Source organism: Lacrimispora sp. 210928-DFI.3.58 (genome assembly GCF_020554865.1).
Classification (GTDB): domain Bacteria; phylum Bacillota; class Clostridia; order Lachnospirales; family Lachnospiraceae; genus Enterocloster.
Genome location: NZ_JAJCIC010000012.1, coordinates 84,811 through 103,715 on the forward strand (window position 1 = coordinate 84,811; position 18,905 = coordinate 103,715).

Annotated in this window: 11 protein-coding genes; 10 read left to right on the forward strand and 1 reads right to left on the reverse strand. The window is 52.5% G+C overall.

Annotation, left to right across the window (positions count from 1 at the left end; genetic code table 11):
• The first annotated feature begins 2 nt into the window (after positions 1 to 2).
• The 7 genes from LIZ87_RS09630 (at position 3) to LIZ87_RS09660 (ending at position 15,267) form a co-directional block, all read left to right on the forward strand.
• The gene (locus LIZ87_RS09630) at positions 3 to 923 is read left to right on the forward strand and encodes a carbohydrate ABC transporter permease (RefSeq protein WP_178315986.1); all 921 of its coding nucleotides are present in this window, start codon (positions 3 to 5) and stop codon (positions 921 to 923) included.
• Between the two features lie 14 nt (positions 924 to 937).
• Positions 938 to 1,804 carry a carbohydrate ABC transporter permease gene (locus LIZ87_RS09635; RefSeq protein ID WP_178315985.1) on the forward strand — a complete coding sequence of 289 codons (867 nt, stop codon included), beginning with the start codon at positions 938 to 940 and terminating at the stop codon, positions 1,802 to 1,804.
• Positions 1,805 to 2,009: 205 nt separating this feature from the next.
• Positions 2,010 to 4,448, forward strand: coding sequence for a hypothetical protein (locus tag LIZ87_RS09640; protein ID WP_227146634.1), 2,439 nt, complete (start codon positions 2,010 to 2,012; stop codon positions 4,446 to 4,448).
• Positions 4,449 to 4,468: 20 nt separating this feature from the next.
• Positions 4,469 to 7,024, forward strand: a complete 2,556-nt coding sequence (locus LIZ87_RS09645; RefSeq protein WP_227146637.1) for a glycoside hydrolase family 28 protein — start codon at positions 4,469 to 4,471, stop codon at positions 7,022 to 7,024.
• A 61-nt stretch (positions 7,025 to 7,085) separates the two neighbouring features.
• The gene (locus LIZ87_RS09650; RefSeq protein ID WP_227146640.1) at positions 7,086 to 8,852 is read left to right on the forward strand and encodes a phospho-sugar mutase; all 1,767 of its coding nucleotides are present in this window, start codon (positions 7,086 to 7,088) and stop codon (positions 8,850 to 8,852) included.
• 64 nt (positions 8,853 to 8,916) lie between these two features.
• Positions 8,917 to 12,162 carry a glycoside hydrolase family 2 TIM barrel-domain containing protein gene (locus LIZ87_RS09655; protein ID WP_227146643.1) on the forward strand — a complete coding sequence of 1,082 codons (3,246 nt, stop codon included), beginning with the start codon at positions 8,917 to 8,919 and terminating at the stop codon, positions 12,160 to 12,162.
• A gap of 93 nt (positions 12,163 to 12,255) precedes the next feature.
• The gene (locus tag LIZ87_RS09660; protein ID WP_178317390.1) at positions 12,256 to 15,267 is read left to right on the forward strand and encodes an insulinase family protein; all 3,012 of its coding nucleotides are present in this window, start codon (positions 12,256 to 12,258) and stop codon (positions 15,265 to 15,267) included.
• A gap of 247 nt (positions 15,268 to 15,514) precedes the next feature.
• Here LIZ87_RS09660 and LIZ87_RS09665 read toward each other — a convergent pair whose 3' ends face one another.
• A complete protein-coding gene (locus LIZ87_RS09665; protein WP_178317391.1) occupies positions 15,515 to 16,447 on the reverse strand; it encodes an AEC family transporter in 933 nt (310 codons plus the stop codon).
• Between the two features lie 425 nt (positions 16,448 to 16,872).
• Between LIZ87_RS09665 and LIZ87_RS09670 the strand changes: the two genes are divergently transcribed.
• From LIZ87_RS09670 to LIZ87_RS09680, 3 genes are read left to right on the forward strand one after another with little or no spacing between them, the layout of a single operon-like run.
• On the forward strand, positions 16,873 to 17,193 hold the full coding sequence (locus tag LIZ87_RS09670; protein ID WP_178315107.1) for a PadR family transcriptional regulator: 321 nt from the start codon (positions 16,873 to 16,875) through the stop codon (positions 17,191 to 17,193).
• Positions 17,190 to 18,002 (forward strand): DUF1700 domain-containing protein, encoded by an 813-nt coding sequence (locus LIZ87_RS09675; RefSeq protein WP_178315105.1) that lies wholly within the window; start codon positions 17,190 to 17,192, stop codon positions 18,000 to 18,002. Before LIZ87_RS09670 ends, LIZ87_RS09675 begins: the two co-directional genes overlap by 4 nt.
• On the forward strand, positions 17,986 to 18,882 hold the full coding sequence (locus LIZ87_RS09680; RefSeq protein ID WP_178315103.1) for a DUF4097 family beta strand repeat-containing protein: 897 nt from the start codon (positions 17,986 to 17,988) through the stop codon (positions 18,880 to 18,882). The genes LIZ87_RS09675 and LIZ87_RS09680 overlap by 17 nt, the downstream gene beginning before the upstream one ends.
• Positions 18,883 to 18,905: the final 23 nt, after the last annotated feature.

Below are 18,905 nucleotides of genomic sequence, written 5' to 3' on the forward strand. Positions count from 1 at the left end.
TTATGGTTACAAAACCTGATAAGAAAAAAAAGAAGTTCACAAGAGACAGCCTGGCGACGGCTCTTATGCTGCTTCCTTCCACCCTGTTCCTTGCAGTGTGCTCCATCTATCCCTTTATCTGGATCTTCCGCTACGTATGCTATGACTACAACGGATTCACGGCCACCTATACGGGAACACGCAATTTCACAAAAATGCTGAGCGACAAGGCTTTCTGGGGAAGCGTAGGCCATACCTTTGAGTATGCTGCCTATAAGCTGATCTTCATCATTCCCCTGGCCCTTCTCCTGGCAGTGCTGTTAAATGCACGCATGAAGGGAAGCAATATTTTCCGGGGCATCTACTTCATGCCCACGGTGATCAGCTCCTCCATCTCCGGTATGATCTTCGCCTTCATCTTTGCTACGAAGAACGGCATTGTGAACGAGGTCCTTCTGAACTTAAATCTCATCAGCTCCCCTATCAAGTGGCTCACAGGAAAGAGCTGGGTCATGGTGGCAGTTACCATCCTGGCGATCTGGGGAGGCCTGGGAAACTATATGCTGTATTTCACAACAGGTATGAACAGCATATCGGAGGACGTCTACGAATCTGCAAAGATCGATGGGGCCAACGCCGTGCAGACCTTTTTTAAGATCACCCTTCCTATGCTTTCCCCTGTATTAAAGGTTGTTCTTATGCTTGCCATCACAGGCGCCTTTAAGGATTACGAGGCGATCATGGTGTTATCAAAGGGAGGCCCCGGAAACCGCTCCATGGTTATGTTCCTGTATATCTACAACCTGATCTTCGGAACTGCCAACTCAACCACTCAGGCTCAGATCGGTTATGGAGCCTTACTCAGTGTTGTCGCCGCCATCGTCGTGGGTATCGTAACAGTGATCTACCTGTTCGTATCCAGGAAGCTTGACGAGGTCGTATAAAGGAGGTGCTTTAAATGGAAAAAGGTCATGCGGTTTATTCCACAAAAACAAAGATCCTAAGAAGCCTGGTCTGGCTCTTCATGCTGATACTGGCGCTGTTGATCATCTTCCCAGTGTGCTACATCGTTTTCGGCTCCTTTAAGGCAAATGCAGAGCTTCTTGTAGGAGGAACCAACATCTTCCCCAAAAAATGGATATTTACCAACTACATAGACGCATGGAAGCAGGCCAATTTTGCAACCTACACCTTAAACAGTGTATTCCTCTCCCTGGGCGTTATGTTCATCTCCCTGGCAAATGCCACCATGGCCGGCTATGTATTTTCCCGCCGGAAATTCCATGGGAAGGAGCTGCTGTACAGCCTGTTTGTCATGTTTATGTTCATCAATGTGGGCTCCGTATCCCTGCGTCCCCTTTTTGAACTGGCAGTAAAGCTGAAAATGAATAAGAGCCTGCTCTCCGTTATCTTCATCTCCGCCGGAACAGGCCAGGCAACCTATATTTTCCTCTGCCGCGGCTTTGTAAATTCCCTTCCTGTGGAGCTGGACGAGGCAGCGAAGATCGACGGCTGTTCCTTCTTCCAGATCTACCACATGGTGATCCTTCCTCTGTTAAAGCCGGTTATGGCTACGATCGCACTCCTCTCCTTCCGTCAGGGCTGGAATGAGTACATCCTTCCGCTGGTATTTACTATGACCAACGATAAGCTGCGCCCGCTGACCGTTGGCGTAAACATGCTGAAAAATGCCGGCGACGGCACGGCTGCCTGGAACATCATGTTCGCAGGCGCCACTATTGCCATCATCCCAATGCTCATCATCTACTGTATTTTCAGCAGACATTTTATGGGCGGCATGACAAGCGGTGCCGTGAAGGGCTGATCCCTGCAGACTCTGCCATGCGCCTATTTGTTCCGCATTCTGTCTGAGATCTGCCGGGCATGGGCCTTATGGCTGAATGATTACACGATTTTTGATATCTGAAAAGCCTCTTTAAGTTGTTTAAAGCGGCTTTTTCTTTTCGGGCAGACAGCATGTCATCTCATAAAAGGCCCGGAAATACTTCCGAAAGGACGGTTATTTTATTATGAAAACTTGGGAATTAGGGTACGGCGGCTTTGTCATGCAGTACATGACGGCAGGCCCTGGGATAACGGATTTTTCCTCCGGCGCCAGGGCGGGGAACCAGCTGGATCTTGAGGGAATACTGCGAAAGGAAGTCTCACATCCTCATCCTGAAAGCTATGGGGAGGATATCGTCCTGGGAGGGATGTCTGAAAATGGCTGCCCCTGGTCTGTCTGGGCACCTTACGGAAGCTGCTTTGTCGATGTCTCAGAATTTTATTCTACTCTGCAGAGGATCGATCTGCGGGCCGCAACGGTGCTCCGTGCGGAACGTGATATGGAAGTAAGAGCCCGTGTCTGGACCTACATGGCAGCCGGAATTTACTTGAATGGAAAGCTGATCGGTGAGATCCCCCATCCCGTATATAAGCCCATCCAATGCCTCGAAATGCGCTTATCCCTGAAAAAGGGCCGCAACCTGCTGTCCTTCCTCTGCGAAAATCTGGGGGTGCGGGATACCAGAAATATCCTGGGGGTACAGCTTTTAGACAGCCGGGAAGAGATCCGGGTGGAGCTGCCGGATACGGGCTGCCAGGAGGCTGTTTATGAGGATGCCGCATTTCTGGCAGGCCTTACTCTGAAGGGAGAAACCCTTTTTCTCCCCTCTAGCGGGACAGAACACACTTTCCTTTGCCCCATGCCGGACAGTCCTGACTACGAGGTGATGAAACGGACTCTTCCTGAGATCCCCTTAAAAGGGCTGAGGAGGCTTCCCCTTCCAAAGGGCATCTCCACAGCAGCCCTGAAGATCCGGGGCAGGGGCTATGAGCTTTGCCGCGTTGTGGAGGCAGCTGAACGGAAAATACCGGAATTTCTTCCTCCTTCCTCCTCTCCCCAGGAGCACTGGAGGAGGATCCTTAAACGCATTGCCTCTGTGGAAAGCCTTAACAGGTGGGAGTTCGGCTTTCCCATCTCCAACATCCTGGCCCGCAAGGCCCTGGGAAAGGAGGGTCCAAAGGACCGTGAGCTTCTCTTTGAGACCTTAAGGCTCATTGAGGAACGGGTAGACTGCTCCGATTTTCTTCTCTGCGGGCTGTTCCGGTATATGCGCCATTACGAGATGGACGAAGCCTTAAAAACGCGGACAAAAGAGGTCCTCCTGAATTTCCGCTACTGGATGGACATGGAAGGGACGGATGCCTGCTGCTTCTGGAGCGAGAACCATTCCCTGATGTTCTATCTGTGCGCCATGGAGGCCGGACGGCTCTATCCGGACGAGCTCTTCCCGCGGGCCCATATAACAGGGTGGCAGCTTTGGGATTGGGGCCGCGGAAAGGTTCTTGAATGGCTGGAGGATGTGGAGGAATATGGCTTTGAAGAGTTCTTGAGCATGGTCTACATGTGCGTCACCTTCGCGGCCCTCTTAAATGCCATTGATTTCACCGGAGAAGATATCTCACGGCGGGCCAGGGGCCTGGCGGACAGACTGTTTCGTGAGCTGGCTCTTCACACGTTTAAGGGCTCCGTCATCGCACCCATGGGAAGAATCTACCGGGAGGTGATCTATCCCTTCTGCCATTCAGGCCAGTCCCTGATCAACCTGGCAGATCCCTCTGCCCCCTACACCTTCGGCGAGGGCTGGCTGGCCTTTTTAGCCACCAGCAGTTACCAGCTTCCTGAAGACCTAAAGGATCTCATGAGAAAGGAGGCCTGCTGTTCCTACACCTCCGGAAATGCACGGATCCAGCTGGAGAAGAACGGCTCCTACTGCCTGACTTCCGTCCAGTCTCCCAGGGAAAAGGACTTTAAGCGGTGGATTAATGTGAGAGGGCTGAGCGGAGCCGATACCACAAAGCACCTGTTCACAAAATCCCTGAATGAGTGCTTCCACGGAACCACCTGCTTTGAGCCCGGCGTGTATGGATATCAGCAGCATATGTGGCACGCCGCCCTTTCGCCGGAAGCGGCAATATTTGCAAATCATCCCGGCTCCTCCTCGGAGCGCTCGGATATGCGGCCCGGCTATTGGTTCGGAAACGGGGTAATGCCGGCCATCCGGCAGCTTCCCGGGATCATCGGGGCGGTCTACTCCATCCCGGAGTACTTCCCCATCCAGTTCACCCACGTGTACTGCCCTCTCTGCCGCTTTGATGAGACCAGGCAGGAGAGGCACTGGCTGTTTTTAAAAAAGGATGGGGCTTACCTGGCTCTGTGGTGCAGCGGAGCCCTTACACCCTACAATGACACCCTCTTTGACTGCGAATTCCGGGTGTATGAGAGGAAGGCGGCCTATGTATGCATTGCCGGAAAGAGGGAGGATTTCCAGGATCTGGATGACTTTTCTATCTATGCCAAGGGTATAGACCCCGGGTTTGACCCGGCAGAAAGACGCCTTTGGGCTGCCGGGGATCTCCTGCTGGAATATGAGGCAGGACATGATCACACACAATACATTGAGTAAACAAAAAACAGGAGCAAAAAATGAAATCAACATTGGATTTGAATAAGGAACTACACAAAAAGCTGTCCCGGATAAAAGCGCCCATTGTACTTCCCGCCGGAAAAACTCCGGGATATCAGGGGGCATGCGTCTTCTGCAGGGAGGACGGCTACCACCTGATCTCCTCCAGCAAGGCAGAGGGACATCAAACACTGTGCATCAGCCGCAGCCGGGATCTCACCGGCTGGTCAGCCCCTGCGCCTCTCTGGGAAGACGAAAGGGAAGAGGGTCAGGGTATTCCGGGAAGTGGGGTATTCTTTCAGGGAAATTACCTGTTCTGCAGCCTGAGCAAAAAAAGCTTACACCTGATCTCTTCCCAGGATCTGAACGAATTTGTATCTCTGGGGGAATTGCTGCTTTCGGGAGACCATGCTTCCCTGGCAAAAGCCTGCCGGGCCGGAAGCGCTGTATCTTCAGAGGAAACGCTGCTTCCGGAAGCGCGGGAAGCAGCCTGTCTTCTCCCCCCGTCCCCTCCTGCCCTTGCAGAAGATACCCAAAATCCAAAACGCCTTTGGTGCCTTTATCCGGACAGGTATCAGGGACTGGTATCTGCATGGACAGAGGATCTGAGAATATGGCACAAGGGCGGACAGACCGATGTCCGGGCAGATTCCGTAAGCATTCTCCCGCCTCCGTCCGCCTCTGCCCCCTATACCATTTTCCTGGCAAAAAAAGGAATTATCCATCCATATACGGCAGACAGCTTAGAGCGCCTTTCCCTGACTCCCATATCCGGCAGCCGGGACATCCGCCCCTGCCGCAGCAGATGCCTGGAAGCCGGCTCCGTATTTTATGATGCTTCCATGGGACTTTATCAGATGTACTATGGAACAGACGCTTCAGGGAGCGGCACAGAACACGATGCTCCTGCAGACAGCCAGCTTACAGGGAATTCCGAAAGCCCGTCCTCCCAGAGTCCCGGGCTTCCCCGGAGCATCGCCCTGGCAGTCAGTCCCGACCTGACCCACTGGCAGTTTTTTACCAGAGACAAGGCCACCTTTCCTGACAACGGCATTGTCTATGACGGCGATTACTATAAAGCCATACCCTTTGGCCAGTACATTACCGATCAGCCTCTTCCACAGGACGTCCCTGTCTTCGACATCCGCCGCTATGGTGCTGTAGGAGACGGAGCCACCCTTTGTACAGAAGCCTTCCGGGCCGCTGCCGAAGCAGCAAGAGATGCGGGAGGCGGCATGATCCTGGTATCCGGCGGCTATTACTGTACCGGAACAGTCCGCCTTTACAGCAACACCACCCTGTGGATCGAACGCGACTCCGCCCTCTGCGCCTCAAAGGATCTCTCTCTCTATGAGGATGCCCTGGTAAAATCCGTGGACGCAGAAAATATCTCCATCCAGGGCGGCGGAAAGATCATCGGAAACGGAGAGTATTTTGTATACCTGCCCTTAAAGCGGCCTTTGACAGAGCCTCTTTTCGCAACAAAGCTTCCTCCCCGCCTCTATGATCCCATGGGCTATCCCGTGGATACTATCCGCTACGCCTACCGATGCAGGATACGCTATGCCGAGGACCGCTATGGCGAAGGGCTCGCTCCCATTCAGCGCCCTATGTACACTGTGTGGATCCGCGGCTGCCATAACGCAGAGATCAAAAACATCGTCATCGAGGATGCTCTGGACTGGACCCTTGTCCTGGACTGCAGCGAGCAGGTAACGGTGCAGGATATTGTCATTAACGGCAACCGCCATGTGGCCAATACAGACGGCATTGACATCATGGGAAGCCGCCGGGTAACCATACGCCACTGCTTTGTCTCCTGCGCAGACGACGGCATCTGCATCAAATCCCCCTTAAGGCAGGGGCATGACGGGATCAATGTGGCCGAAGCAGACTCTCCCATGTCGGGCGCCCAGGATATCCATATATCAGACTGCACGGTAGTCTCTGTCATGAATGCCTTTAAGATCGGCACTGAAACCTATTTTGACATCAGCAATGTTACTGTTGAAAACTGCCGCTTCATGATGCCGGATATTTATCCCGGCTCTGTCTCCGGCATCTCCATTGAATCCGCTGATGGCAGCCATATCAGCCACATCCGCATCAGGGACATTGAGATGGACCGCGTCTGCTGCCCTGTCTTCATCTGCCTGAACATGCGCAACAAATACGGCTTTACCAGTGAGGAGGACAAACAGGCACGCCAGTACGGCGGCTCCATCCGGGATATCTCCATTGAGGACGTCTGTGCCTGGCAGGTAGAGGTTCCCAGCATCATCACCGGCTTTCAGACAGAGAAGGACGGCATGATCGTGGAACGCCAGGTGGAAAATATCCGCATAAACCGCTTCCAGGCTGTCTACCGCGACAACATAGAGGAGCTGTCCCCGGAAAAGCAGGTATACGAAAATATCATCGACTATCCTGAAAACAACGCCTTTGGCGATGTCCCGGCCTGCGGTTTTTATATCCGCCATGCCAGACAGGCAGAGCTGGCAGACTGCCATATCATACCCAGGACCTCCAACAAGAGGCCATGTATTGTAATGGATCAGCAGACTCCGGACAATTGACGCGTTACGGCCGATACCAGCAAATATCCCAACAAACAGCACACAGGAAGGAGCTACACACATGAACATTTATTCAGAAGAAATCAAACAGGCATACGGTCAGTGGCTTGAAAATGCCACAGAGGATCCTGATATCATCCGGGAGCTCAAAGATATGGAAGCAGATCCGGAGGCGGTAAAGGACGCGTTTTACAGGGATCTGGCCTTTGGCACAGGAGGCTTAAGGGGCGTCATCGGCGCGGGCACCAATCGTATGAACATCCACACCGTAGGAAAGGCCTCCCAGGGGCTTGCTGACTATATCTGCAGCCATTTTCCGGAAGGCTCCCGCTCTGTTGCCATCAGCTTTGACAGCCGTATCAAGAGCACCCTCTTTGCCAGAACCGCCTCAGAGGTCTTTGCCGCAAAGGGCATCCAGGTGCACATTTACAGCGAGCTCATGCCCACGCCCATGCTTTCCTGGGCAGTAAGAAGACTGGGCTGCAGCGCCGGCGTCATGGTAACCGCCAGCCACAATCCCTCCAAATACAATGGTTATAAAGTCTATGGCCCTGACGGCTGCCAGATCACCACAGAGGCAGCCGCTGAAATCCTGGCTGCCATTGAAAGGATCGATCCGTTCCGCGATGTGATGCGCATTTCCTTTGAGAAGGGCCTGGAAAATGGCGTCATTTCCTATATCGGAGGGAATGTCATTGATTCTTATATGGAGGCAGTAAAAAGCCAGTCCATGCTGAAGGACGGCTGCAAAGCCGGCGGCAATACCCCCATCTCCAGAGATGCCGCCATCGTCTACTCCCCCTTAAACGGCACGGGCCTAAAGCCAGTGCTGCGGGCTCTTAAGGAAAGCGGCTTTACCAATATCACCGTGGTAAAGGAACAGGAGCAGCCTGACGGTCATTTTCCCACCTGCCCCTATCCTAATCCTGAGATCAAGGAGGCCATGGCCCTGGGCATTGAGTATGCCAAACGCTGCAATGCGGACCTGCTTCTGGCAACAGACCCTGACTGCGACCGCGTGGGCATTGCCGTGAAAAACCATGACAATGAATTTATCCTCATGTCCGGCAATGAAGTAGGAATGCTCCTTCTGGACTACATCTGCAGGCAGCGGACAGCTGCCGGGACCATGCCTGAGCATCCTGTCTTTGTAAAAACCATTGTAACCATTGACATGGCTGCCAGAATTGCCGCTGACTACGGTGTATCCACCGTGGATGTGCTCACAGGCTTTAAATTTATCGGCGAACAGATCGGAAGGCTGGAAAAGGACGGAAGGGATGGCGATTACATCCTGGGCTTCGAGGAGAGCTACGGCTACTTAAGCGGAAGCTATGTCCGCGACAAGGACGCTGTGGACGGCGCCCTGCTGATCTGTGAAATGTTTGCCTATTACCAGTCCCAGGGCTTAAGCCTTCCTGATGTGCTGGAGGGCCTTTACCGAAAATACGGCTACTGCCTTAATACGCTCCACTCCTATGAATTTGAGGGCATGGAGGGCTTTGGAAAAATGCAGGGGATCATGGAAAAGCTCCACGGCCTGGATGTGACAACAGGCCTGACCATCGGGGGGCGCAAGGTGGAAACCATTGAGGATTATCTGTCCGGGAGAAAGCTTCACAGAAATGGCACTCTTGAGGATATCACTGGTCTTCCCTCCTCCGATGTGTTAAAATTCAGGCTGGAGGGCAGCTGCTCCCTGGTGGTAAGGCCCTCCGGCACAGAGCCGAAGCTTAAGCTGTATATCTCTGTCAGCGCCGAAAGCCTGGAACTGGCAAAGGCGGAGGAAAAGGTCCTCCTGTCACAGATGGAGCAGTTCTTCTGCTGATTTTCATAGTAAGCCTGCATGCGCCCGGCAGGCGGAACTTTCATAGTAAAGGTGGACATCGCATATGCTGGTAAAACCCTATTTTGAAGATTTAAATGTACTCCATGTAGGCACGGAGCCAAACAGAGCCTACTATATCCCTGCCTCAGAAGCAGGCAGCTATTATCTGGACAGGGAGCAGTCTGACCGTTTTCAGAGTCTGAACGGGAATTGGCTGTTTCACTACGAAAAGAGCATCTGGGAGCTGGATCAGACCTTTTATGAGGAGAGTGCAGACCTGACTGATTTCAGGGAAGTCCCGGTTCCGGGAATGTGGCAGATGTACGGCGTGGACAGTCACCAGTATGTAAATCTCCGCTATCCCTTCCCTATAGATCCTCCCTATGTTCCCAGGGATAACCCCTGCGGCGCATATGTGCGCAGGTTTGAGTACCGCTCCCGCCAGGAGGCTCCCAGAGTCTTCCTGAATTTTGAGGGAGTGGACTCCTGTTTTTATGTGTGGTTAAACGGAAGGCTCCTGGGCTATTCCCAGGTATCACACTGCACAAGTGAATTTGAAATAACCGGGGCCTTAAGGGAAGGGGAAAATGTACTGGCTGTGCTGGTGCTCAAATGGTGTGACGGAAGCTATCTGGAGGATCAGGATAAATTCCGCATGAGCGGCATTTTCAGGGATGTATATCTGCTCTTCCGCCCGGAAAATGGAGTATGGGATTATAAGATCGAGGCTATTCCTGCGTTTTCCGGCGCAGAGGATGCCGGCGGCCAAAGACAGGCACAGAACGCGGATTCCATCGAAGCAGCCGCCCTCCCGAAGCAGCCACTGACGGCCTCCCTGGACATAAGGCTGGAATTTTTCGGAGAAACCATGACGGTAAACTGGCGGCTTCTGTCTCAGGAGGGCCGCCTGCTCCTTTCAGGTGAAAACACGGACGGAGCTGTCCATGCCGCCATCTCCCATCCCAGGCTCTGGAGCGCAGAGACTCCCTATCTCTATACCCTGATACTGGACACGGGCCGGGAGGTCATCACCGACCGCTTTGGCATCCGCGAGATCCATGTGGCTGACGGTGTCCTCTACACCAACAACACCGCCGTCAAGTTCCATGGCGTCAACCGTCATGACAGCGATCCCCACACAGGCTTTGTTATCTCCAGAAAGCAGATGGAGCAGGACCTGCGTTTGATGAAGGAGCACAATGTAAACGCCATCCGCACCAGCCATTACCCCAATGCCCCCCAGTATTATCACCTGTATGACGCCTACGGCTTCTATGTCATCGATGAGGCTGACAACGAAAGCCACGGCACGGACAAGCGTTATAAGAAGGTGGATGACTGGGATACCCATGTGAGCCAGTGGAACAGGCTCATCGCGGACAATCCGGTCTTTATCCCGGCTACCCTTGACCGGGTACAGCGCTGTGTCGTGCGGGACAAGAACCGCACCAGCGTCCTTATCTGGTCCATGGGAAATGAATGCGCCTACGGCTGTACCTTTGAGGAGGCACTGCGCTGGACAAAGGCCTATGACACCACCAGACTCTGCCACTACGAGAGCGCCAGGTACGTTCCCACAGACAAAACATACGACAGAAGCATGCTGGATTTCTACAGCCGCATGTACCCGGATTTTGAGGAAATCCACGCTTATTTCCGGAGAACGCACAAGAATCCCTATCTCATGTGCGAATACTGCCATGCTATGGGCAATGGCCCCGGAGATCTGGAGGACTATTTCCATCTCATCCATCAGTATGACGGCATGTGCGGCGGTTTTATCTGGGAGTGGTGCGACCATGCCCTGGAAGGAGGCGTTGATGAGAAGGGGAATATGCGCTATCTCTACGGAGGAGACAGCGGTGAGTTTCCTCATGACGGCAATTTCTGTGTGGACGGCCTGGTATCTCCTGACCGGAAGCCTCATACAGGGCTGCTGGAATTTAAGAACGTTTACCGGCCTTCCAGAGTCAGTGGGGCCAGCGCAGAGCAGGGCTGGATCGCTCTGCACAATTATCTGGATTTCACGGATTTAAAAGATATCCTGGCGATCCGCTGTCACTTTGTAAGGGATGGACAGGTTCTGGCAACCGAAGAGACCGCTCTTTCCTGCTCTCTCCCTCCTCATGGCGAAAGAAAGCTTGCCCTGCCAGAGCGTATTTACTGTTATATAAAGGAAAATGCTGTTCTCCCTGCTCCCGGAAAAACAAACCTGCGGCTGCACTATTTCCTGAAACGCGATTGGGGCTGCCTGAAAAGGGGCTTTGAACTGGGAATAGAGGAGATCATGCTTTCCTCCGGGCCGGCCTCAAAAGCGCCTTTGACATCCGGCAGACCGATGTCAAAGGCTTCCCGGAAGCTGTCAGCCGATGAAACAGACCGCTTTATCCTGATCCATGGCAGCAGCTTTTCCTACACCTATGACAAATTTACCGGAACCTTTTCCTCTCTCCGGGCCGCAGGCCGCGAGCTTCTCATGAAGCCCATGGAATACAACATCTGGCGCGCCCCTACTGACAACGACAGGCGCATCCGGCTGGAATGGGAGCGGGCCGGATACGACAGAGCCCGGATACGGACCTATGAAACCAAGGTCGAGCTGCAGAAGGCAGGAACCGCGCTTACAGAAGATCTCCTGTCAGAGTACACAAAAGACCCCATTGCAGAACAGGCAGAAGACTCCCTGACAGGACAAGCAGAGCCCCCTGCAGCAGACCAGCTCACCATACGCACCAAACTGTCCATTTCCGCCATCCACATCCAGCCCTTCCTGCGTTTGCAGGCCCAGTGGACGATCCATGAGAACGGCAGCATTTCCATGGCCCTAAACGTGAAAAAGGACAGTGAATTTCCCTTCCTGCCCCGCTTTGGCATCCGCCTCTTCCTGTCCCCATCCATGGATCAGGTCCAGTACCGGGGCTACGGACCGCTGGAAAGCTACTGTGATAAGCATCAGGCCAGCTACTACGGCATCTTCCAGGATACCGTCCGGCATATGCACGTACCCTATATAAAGCCTCAGGAAAATGGAAGCCATTGGAGCTGTGACCAGGTTGCGGTAAGCGGCGCCAGAAGCAGCCTGACAGCCTGCTCCGAAACCGGCTTCAGCTTCAATGCCTCACACTATACTCAGGAGGAATTAGGCACAAAGGCCCATTCCTTTGAGCTGGAAGAATCCCCCTATACCGTCCTCTGCCTGGACTACGCCCAGAGCGGCATCGGCTCGGGCAGCTGCGGACCTCAGCTGCTTTCCAGGTACCGGCTGGACGAGGAGGCATTCCGCTTTAGCCTGAATTTTCAGATCTCCTGAATTTTATTAAAAAACCTCTCATTGTAAAAATATCCTCCCCGTGATAAAATATCACCTTAGAATACCATTCACCGCAAAACAGGAGGACAATCCATGGCATTGCTGCCAAAGCCAGGTGAGACCCGCTGGGGGTTCACTGCAACGGAATCAGGAAGGATACATATGCTGGGCGCCGAGACCCTTGAGCTTTACCACGAAAAAAGCGGCGCCCGGCTTTTATATATAAAAAATGATGATAAAGAGCTGGGCTTTAATATCATTTACCGCACGCCCCAGCTGGATGAGACGGATGCCTGCCATATGCTGGAGCATCTGATCCTCTGCTCCTGCTCCAAATACCCCAGCCGGGATATCTTCTTTGATATGGACAGCAAAAGCTATGCCACCTTTATGAACGGGATCACGGACAACACCTATACCTGTTATCCTGTATGCACCCAGAGCGAGAACCAGCTGATACGGCTGATGGATGTGCTTTTGTGCTGTATGGAGGAGCCGGATGCCTTAAAGGATGAGAATTTCTTTCTCCGGGAGGGTATCCGCTTTGAGCTCGCGGAACCGAAAGGGCCTCTTACCATGCATGGGACAGTCCTCAGCGAGGATTGGGCTCATCTGACAGATCTGGAAGAAAATGCGGACAGCCATATGGCCCACGCTCTATATGAAGGTCAGACCGCCGCCAACCTGCTGGGCCGTGCCCATCTGCATTACAGGGAGATCTCCTTTGAGAAGGTCAAGGAGGTATATGAACGGTTTTATCACTATTCCAACTGCCTGATGATCCTTTACGGTGATCTGGATCTGGAGCGGATGCTGGCGTTTCTTGACAGGGAGCATTTAAATGGACATGAGAAGCATGTATCCGTCTGTGATCATCCGGCTGCGCCTTCTCCATTCTCCCTCCTGCATCATCCCGTCCGCCCCGGTTTTCGGGAGCTTACTGCCCAAAGCCCGGCCTACGAGGAAAGCGACTGCGGACACGCCTCCATTATCGACTATGCCATAGACTTATCGGAGTGCAGCTGTGAGGAGCTTATCTGCTGGGAGCTCTTTACCGGGATGCTGGACAGTGACAATTCCCCCTGGCATTCCATTGCCAGGGATATGGGACTTAACCAGGTACTGGAAGTGTACGTGGACTCCCTGATGGCAAAGCCGGCTCTCAAGTTCCGTCTGAAAAACGGGGAGGCCTGCCAGAAAACAGCTTTCCTGCAGTCCATAAAAAAGGCTTTCGCCCATGTAAGCCGCCACGGCATTTCCCCAGATCTTTTCCAGGCCTCCATAAAGGAAAACCGGATATCTGACTGTCTCACAAGAGAGGCCTCCCACCTGGGCTTCAATATTTCAGAGGAGATCGGCAGGTACTGGAGCCTGACAGAGCGGACGGGATATTTTGAGCTTTATGAGGCTGCCTTTGAAACATTTTCCCAGGACAGGGAGCAGTCCATCCTCCGCCGCCTTGCCTCTATGGCCCTTAAACCGACGGCCAGCGCCTTGGTCGTCACTGTACCTGCTCCCGGTCTTGCAGAGCGGCTGGAGAAGGAAAAGCGAACGTTCCTGGAAGAAAAAAGGGCCTCCCTCACTGCCTCCCAGACAGCACAGCTCGTAGAGCAGACAAAGGTTTTTCACAGCTGGAGCGCCCTAGACAAGAGCAATATGGATTTCCTCATTGAGCCGGAGGAGCTTCCTGAACCGGAAAAGGTCCCCTTCTTCCAGATCCACAGCCGGGATGGAATCACATTTTACAGTACTCCTGTGGAGGCTGCCTCCATTGGCTGTTACCAGATCTTCTTTGATATCAGCGAAATACAGCCAGAGGACTGGAATTACCTGACCCTATATCAAATGCTGCTGACCGAGCTTTCCACCCCCCGTTTCACCTCCGACCAGCAGAAAAACCTGGAGCAGTTTTACCTTCATGACTGCATTTTTGATGAGCTGTATCCCGGCCCGGAAGCCGGAGAAAACAGCCACCCCATGATGAGCGTTCTGTGGTACGGCCTCACGGAGGACTTTGAAAAAAGCCTGGATTTCCTATTGGATATTATGGGAAATGGGGATTACAGTGACAGAGCAACCATTTTAAGAGTTTTGGAAAAATATCTTCCTGACTATGATCTGTCCTCGCCGGACAATGCATCTTCCCTTGCATACAGCCTGTCCGAGGCACATATCCGCCAGGACTCCTGCTTCCGTTTCCTGTTAAACCATCCTGACCTATATTATTTTCTGAAGGATGTACAGGAATGCCTGAAAAAAGAAGAAAAGAATCCGGCAGATACCGTCCTCACCGAAACTACAGGAGCATCCCTTACTGGTGCCGGTATCACCTGCCGCCTGCAGTCCACTGCCAAAAAGATCCTGGGCAGGGGCCGCCTTATTTTCCTCACCGCTGCCCCAAAGACTGCTTTGGAGGCCATTGAACAAACAGCCTTCTCCTTCTTCCGGCAGCTCCCGGCCATAACAGGGCCGGACACTCCCGCAGTCCTCCTTCCGCCCCAGCCAGGCAAAGCCGCCGCCTGCATAGACAGCCCTTCCCAGGAAATACGGATGCTGGGTGACCTGAAAGCCGCCTCTGACTTTAAGGGACGCTACCTTCCCTTTCTTCTGGCCGCCGCAGATAAATATATAAAGCCGGCCATCCGGTACCAGGGCAGTGCTTATGACAGCGGAATTGATTTTCTCCTGCCAAACGGCTACTTCACCCTTTGGAGCACAGCTGACCCAGAGGTAAGATCCACGGCAGAGATTTTCCGGGCCACAGGAAAACAGCTGGCAGACCTCACCATCACCCCGGAGGAATTAAAGGGCTATATCCTGAGCGCCTATGCCCAGGCCCTGCCTCCCTCCGGTATGCTGAACAGCCCCATGCGCTATATGCGCCGCCACCTTATGGGTATTGACACAGACGCCGTCAGTGAAATGACTTCCGACATCAAAAATGCTTCCCTGTCAGACCAGCCAGAGGCCGCCCGCATCATAGATAAACTGCTCTCCAACGGTCCCTTGTCCGTTGTGGGAAATGAAAAAGCCATCCGAGAGTCAGCGGATATTTTTGATAACATTATCTATGTCCGGAAACCCCGCTCTGCCTCGGATTCCTAAAGCATAAAAATGGAGCCCTGCTTCCCAGGCTTTCTAATCTGCCTGTTTGCCGGACTCCATTTTCTTCAACAAATATATCACCTACCGCTTACACTCGCGATAAAGCTGCTCGCGGTATTCTTGATCTGTAATCGCTCCTGCACGCATCAATAGGAAAAGAGTACGCAGAAGAGCGGATGACTGAAGAAAAAGCACAAAGCCCCAGAGAATACCGCCAAAAGGGGAAGAAGTGACGCCACACCGGCCTTCAGGCCAGGAACGTCACAATTGGGATCGTCACAACTGACACCACCGAGCTTAAAGCAATACTCTGGGCCAGAATGGTCCCGTCCGAATGCCCGTATTCCTTTTCGATCAGCACCGCCATACTCCCCACAGGCATTGCCATCATCAGGACAAAGATCCCATAAGAGACTTCGTCAATCGGCAGAAGACGCATAACCGGAATACAAAGGATCGGAATGATCAGCATATTGATGGCCATGAACAGCAGCTGCCGCTTGTCCATGATAATGCTCTTTAAGTCAGACTTTGCTATCATGATGCCTACGGCCATCATAGATAGGGGCACAGAGGCATTTCCCATGGTTGCCACAAAATCCCCTGCCAGCTTTGGCACTCTGATATGAAAGGCGAAGACAAGGACAGCGATGATACAGGAAAATGTACCCATATTGCACATCTTCCTCCAGGGAATCTCCTGCTTTCCGCTGGCAGGCTTCCCAGCCCCTGCAGCCAGCAGGATCCCATAGGTATAGATCAGGAAGTTGTAAGCCATCATGTAAAATGCCACGAAGATCACAGCCGCCCCGCCGTAAACGCTCTGCACCAATGGTATCCCCATAAAGCCCAGATTGGGAAATATGAGCATAAGGCGGTAGCAGTTTACCTGCTCCGGCGGCAGCTTCGCAATACTTGTGACAAGCCTGCTCATGAAAATGAGGATAATAAAAAATACTGCCACCAGCAACACATTTTCGGCCACCATCCTGGCCCCGTATGGAATCTCCTTATTCAGCACACTGGCGACCAGAAGACATGGGCCGAATATATTGAGGATAAGGGAAGACAGATTCTTTGTTCCCTCCTCACCTATCATTCCTTTTTTAAAAGCAACATACCCAGCCAGCATCATAAGGAACAATATCACGATCTGCTGTGCAATGATTCCTGCATTCATCACAATCCCCCAACCTTTTGTATGATGCCTTCATTTTAACTGAACATGGGGCTGATTGCAAGAACATGCGCCTTTTTTGTTGCCCTAAAGTAACAATTCAGACGGGGTATCTTCTTGCCCGGCTGAACGGTTGCCTCTAAAATTAGGTTGAGCCGGAAAGGCTGATACTCTGCCAACCCCTCCGGCTTAGAAAAATCTTACTCTATGTAAAAAGCTCTGACTGCTTGTTTATGTAATAAAGTATACCTTATCTTTGTGACGAAACTTTGACAAGATACTAAACAGTTTCTAAAGAGACTTAAGAAATCATAACAGAATCTTCCAAATATCTTTTATCTTTCTTTTATTGACATATAATATTATATGTTATATAGTATTGGTACAGCTATAAGATATATGTAAATTACAAAAATGGAGAGACGCCTATGGTATTTAACACAGGAGCTGCACTCTTAGATGCCATTGTCCTGTCAGTGGTATCAAGGGATGCAGAAGGGACCTATGGATACAAGATCACACAGGATATCCGCTGTGCCATTGATATCTCAGAATCCACCTTATATCCGGTATTGCGCCGCCTTCAGAAGGACGGCTGCCTGGAGGTCTATGATCTGGCTATTGACGGCAGGAACCGGAGGTACTACCGGATCACAGAAAAGGGCCGGCTTCAGCTGAATCTGTACCGGAGTGAGTGGGAAGCCTATGCACAGAAAATATCGCAGATTTTTAAGGAGGCAGCAGATTGACCAGAGATGAGTTTATGAAAAAGCTTGCATATCTGCTCCAGGATGTTCCCGAAGAGGATAGGCTGGATGCAATACAGTATTACAATGATTACTTTGACGAGGGCAGCCCGGAGAAGGAGGACGCGATCATAAGGGAGCTTGGAAGCCCGGAACGGATCGCTGCGATCATAAGGGCGGATATCGCCGGACACCTGAAGGAGGGCGGAGAGTTTACGGACAGCGGCTATCAGGACGAACGCTACCGCGACCCCAATTTCCAGCTTGCCAAACGTCTGGATCTGCCGGAGGCCCCGGATGGCAATGCTCAGACAGGAGGGCCCTCCTCTGATACGGACGGCTGGACTGCCGGTTCAAAGGAGCGCACCCAAGACAGCCAATACGCCCCCAATGGCTCTGGCCGAAGCCGCCCGCCCCGCACCAGCCGGGTATTAAAGATCATCCTGTGGATCATCCTTATCCTGGTCGCAGGTCCGATCCTTCTGGGGATCGGCAGCAGCATCATGGGGATCTTCTGGGGTACACTGGGAGTCCTTATTGCCCTGTTTATCACCCTGGGAATTCTCACTGCGGCTGCTCTCCTTGCTGGTATTATTATGATTCCCATAGGTATTTTCCATTTATTGATCTCCCCTCTAAACGGGGCCCTGACGGTCGGAACGGGAATGATCGCCTTAGGAGCAGGGAGCCTGCTGCTTGCACTGTCCCTGCTGTTCTATGGAACCTTTCTTCCCTTTTTATTCCGCAGTATCATTGATTTTATAAGCAGACTGCTGCACAGAAGGAGGCGTGTATATGAAAAAGCTGATTAAATTTTTTACCATAACCGGCCTGGTCATCCTGGTGTCCGGTATCGGCATCACCTCTGCTGCCGCCTCTATGGGCGGAAGCCTTCCCGGCATTCCATGGAACTTCAAACAGCTCCTCCCCCGTATAAGATATCACTTGTCCTCCTGGGGCCATTCAGCCGCCCATGAGCTTTGGGATGAGGTGGAGGATATCATTCCGGATGCGGTTTCGGATTCCCTCTCCCGCAGGCACCATCCGGAAACTCATCACGCTGCTTCCTCCGGGGATCCCGGCAGTTCCTTATCTGCTGCCTCATCCCCGGCCACGCAAAACGCAACAGAATTTACCAATGTCCGTGAGCTGGAGATCGACATAGATTCCGGAAGCATCCAGGTCTGCTCTTCCTCCGATGCTTCCGGGATCACTGTCCATATACAGGATGAACTGAACAGGACAACATGCGCTATGGATAAGGAAACTTTAAAGATCAAGCGCAAAGAACCAAAGACACAGAGCGGCGCTCCCCAGGTAACCATCTTTGTTCCGGCAGATTACCCGTTGGAGGAAGTAAAAATTGACACAGGCACCGCAGTCTGCCAGTTGTCAGGCATTATTGCATCCCATCTGGAGATCGACACCGGAGTGGGCTCCGTTGTCTACTCCGGCAGCGTGCATGGCGATATCGAAGTGGAAACGGAAGTGGGCAATGTACGCCTGGAGCTTTCCGGCAGCCAGACCGATTATAACTACGATATCGAATGCGGTATCAGCTCTGTCACCGTAGGCAGCCATACTTATTCCGGCCTGTCAGCCGAGACAAAGATCAATAATAATGCCCTTTACAGCATGAAATTGGAGTGCGGAGTGGGAGACATTCAGGTCCGGTTTACGGATGAATTATAGAATTACAGCCATAAAGGCAAGTA

What these genes read in the sequence shown, in the direction of transcription:
- LIZ87_RS09655 (WP_227146643.1), top strand. Translation starts at nt 8,917, where the DNA reads ATGCTGGTAAAACCCTATTTTGAAGATTTAAATGTACTCCATGTAGGC.
- LIZ87_RS09665 (WP_178317391.1), bottom strand. Translation starts at nt 16,447, where the DNA reads ATGAATGCAGGAATCATTGCACAGCAGATCGTGATATTGTTCCTTATG.
- LIZ87_RS09640 (WP_227146634.1), top strand. Translation starts at nt 2,010, where the DNA reads ATGAAAACTTGGGAATTAGGGTACGGCGGCTTTGTCATGCAGTACATG.
- LIZ87_RS09670 (WP_178315107.1), top strand. Translation starts at nt 16,873, where the DNA reads ATGGTATTTAACACAGGAGCTGCACTCTTAGATGCCATTGTCCTGTCA.
- LIZ87_RS09680 (WP_178315103.1), top strand. Translation starts at nt 17,986, where the DNA reads ATGAAAAAGCTGATTAAATTTTTTACCATAACCGGCCTGGTCATCCTG.
- LIZ87_RS09645 (WP_227146637.1), top strand. Translation starts at nt 4,469, where the DNA reads ATGAAATCAACATTGGATTTGAATAAGGAACTACACAAAAAGCTGTCC.
- LIZ87_RS09635 (WP_178315985.1), top strand. Translation starts at nt 938, where the DNA reads ATGGAAAAAGGTCATGCGGTTTATTCCACAAAAACAAAGATCCTAAGA.
- LIZ87_RS09660 (WP_178317390.1), top strand. Translation starts at nt 12,256, where the DNA reads ATGGCATTGCTGCCAAAGCCAGGTGAGACCCGCTGGGGGTTCACTGCA.
- LIZ87_RS09650 (WP_227146640.1), top strand. Translation starts at nt 7,086, where the DNA reads ATGAACATTTATTCAGAAGAAATCAAACAGGCATACGGTCAGTGGCTT.
- LIZ87_RS09630 (WP_178315986.1), top strand. Translation starts at nt 3, where the DNA reads ATGGTTACAAAACCTGATAAGAAAAAAAAGAAGTTCACAAGAGACAGC.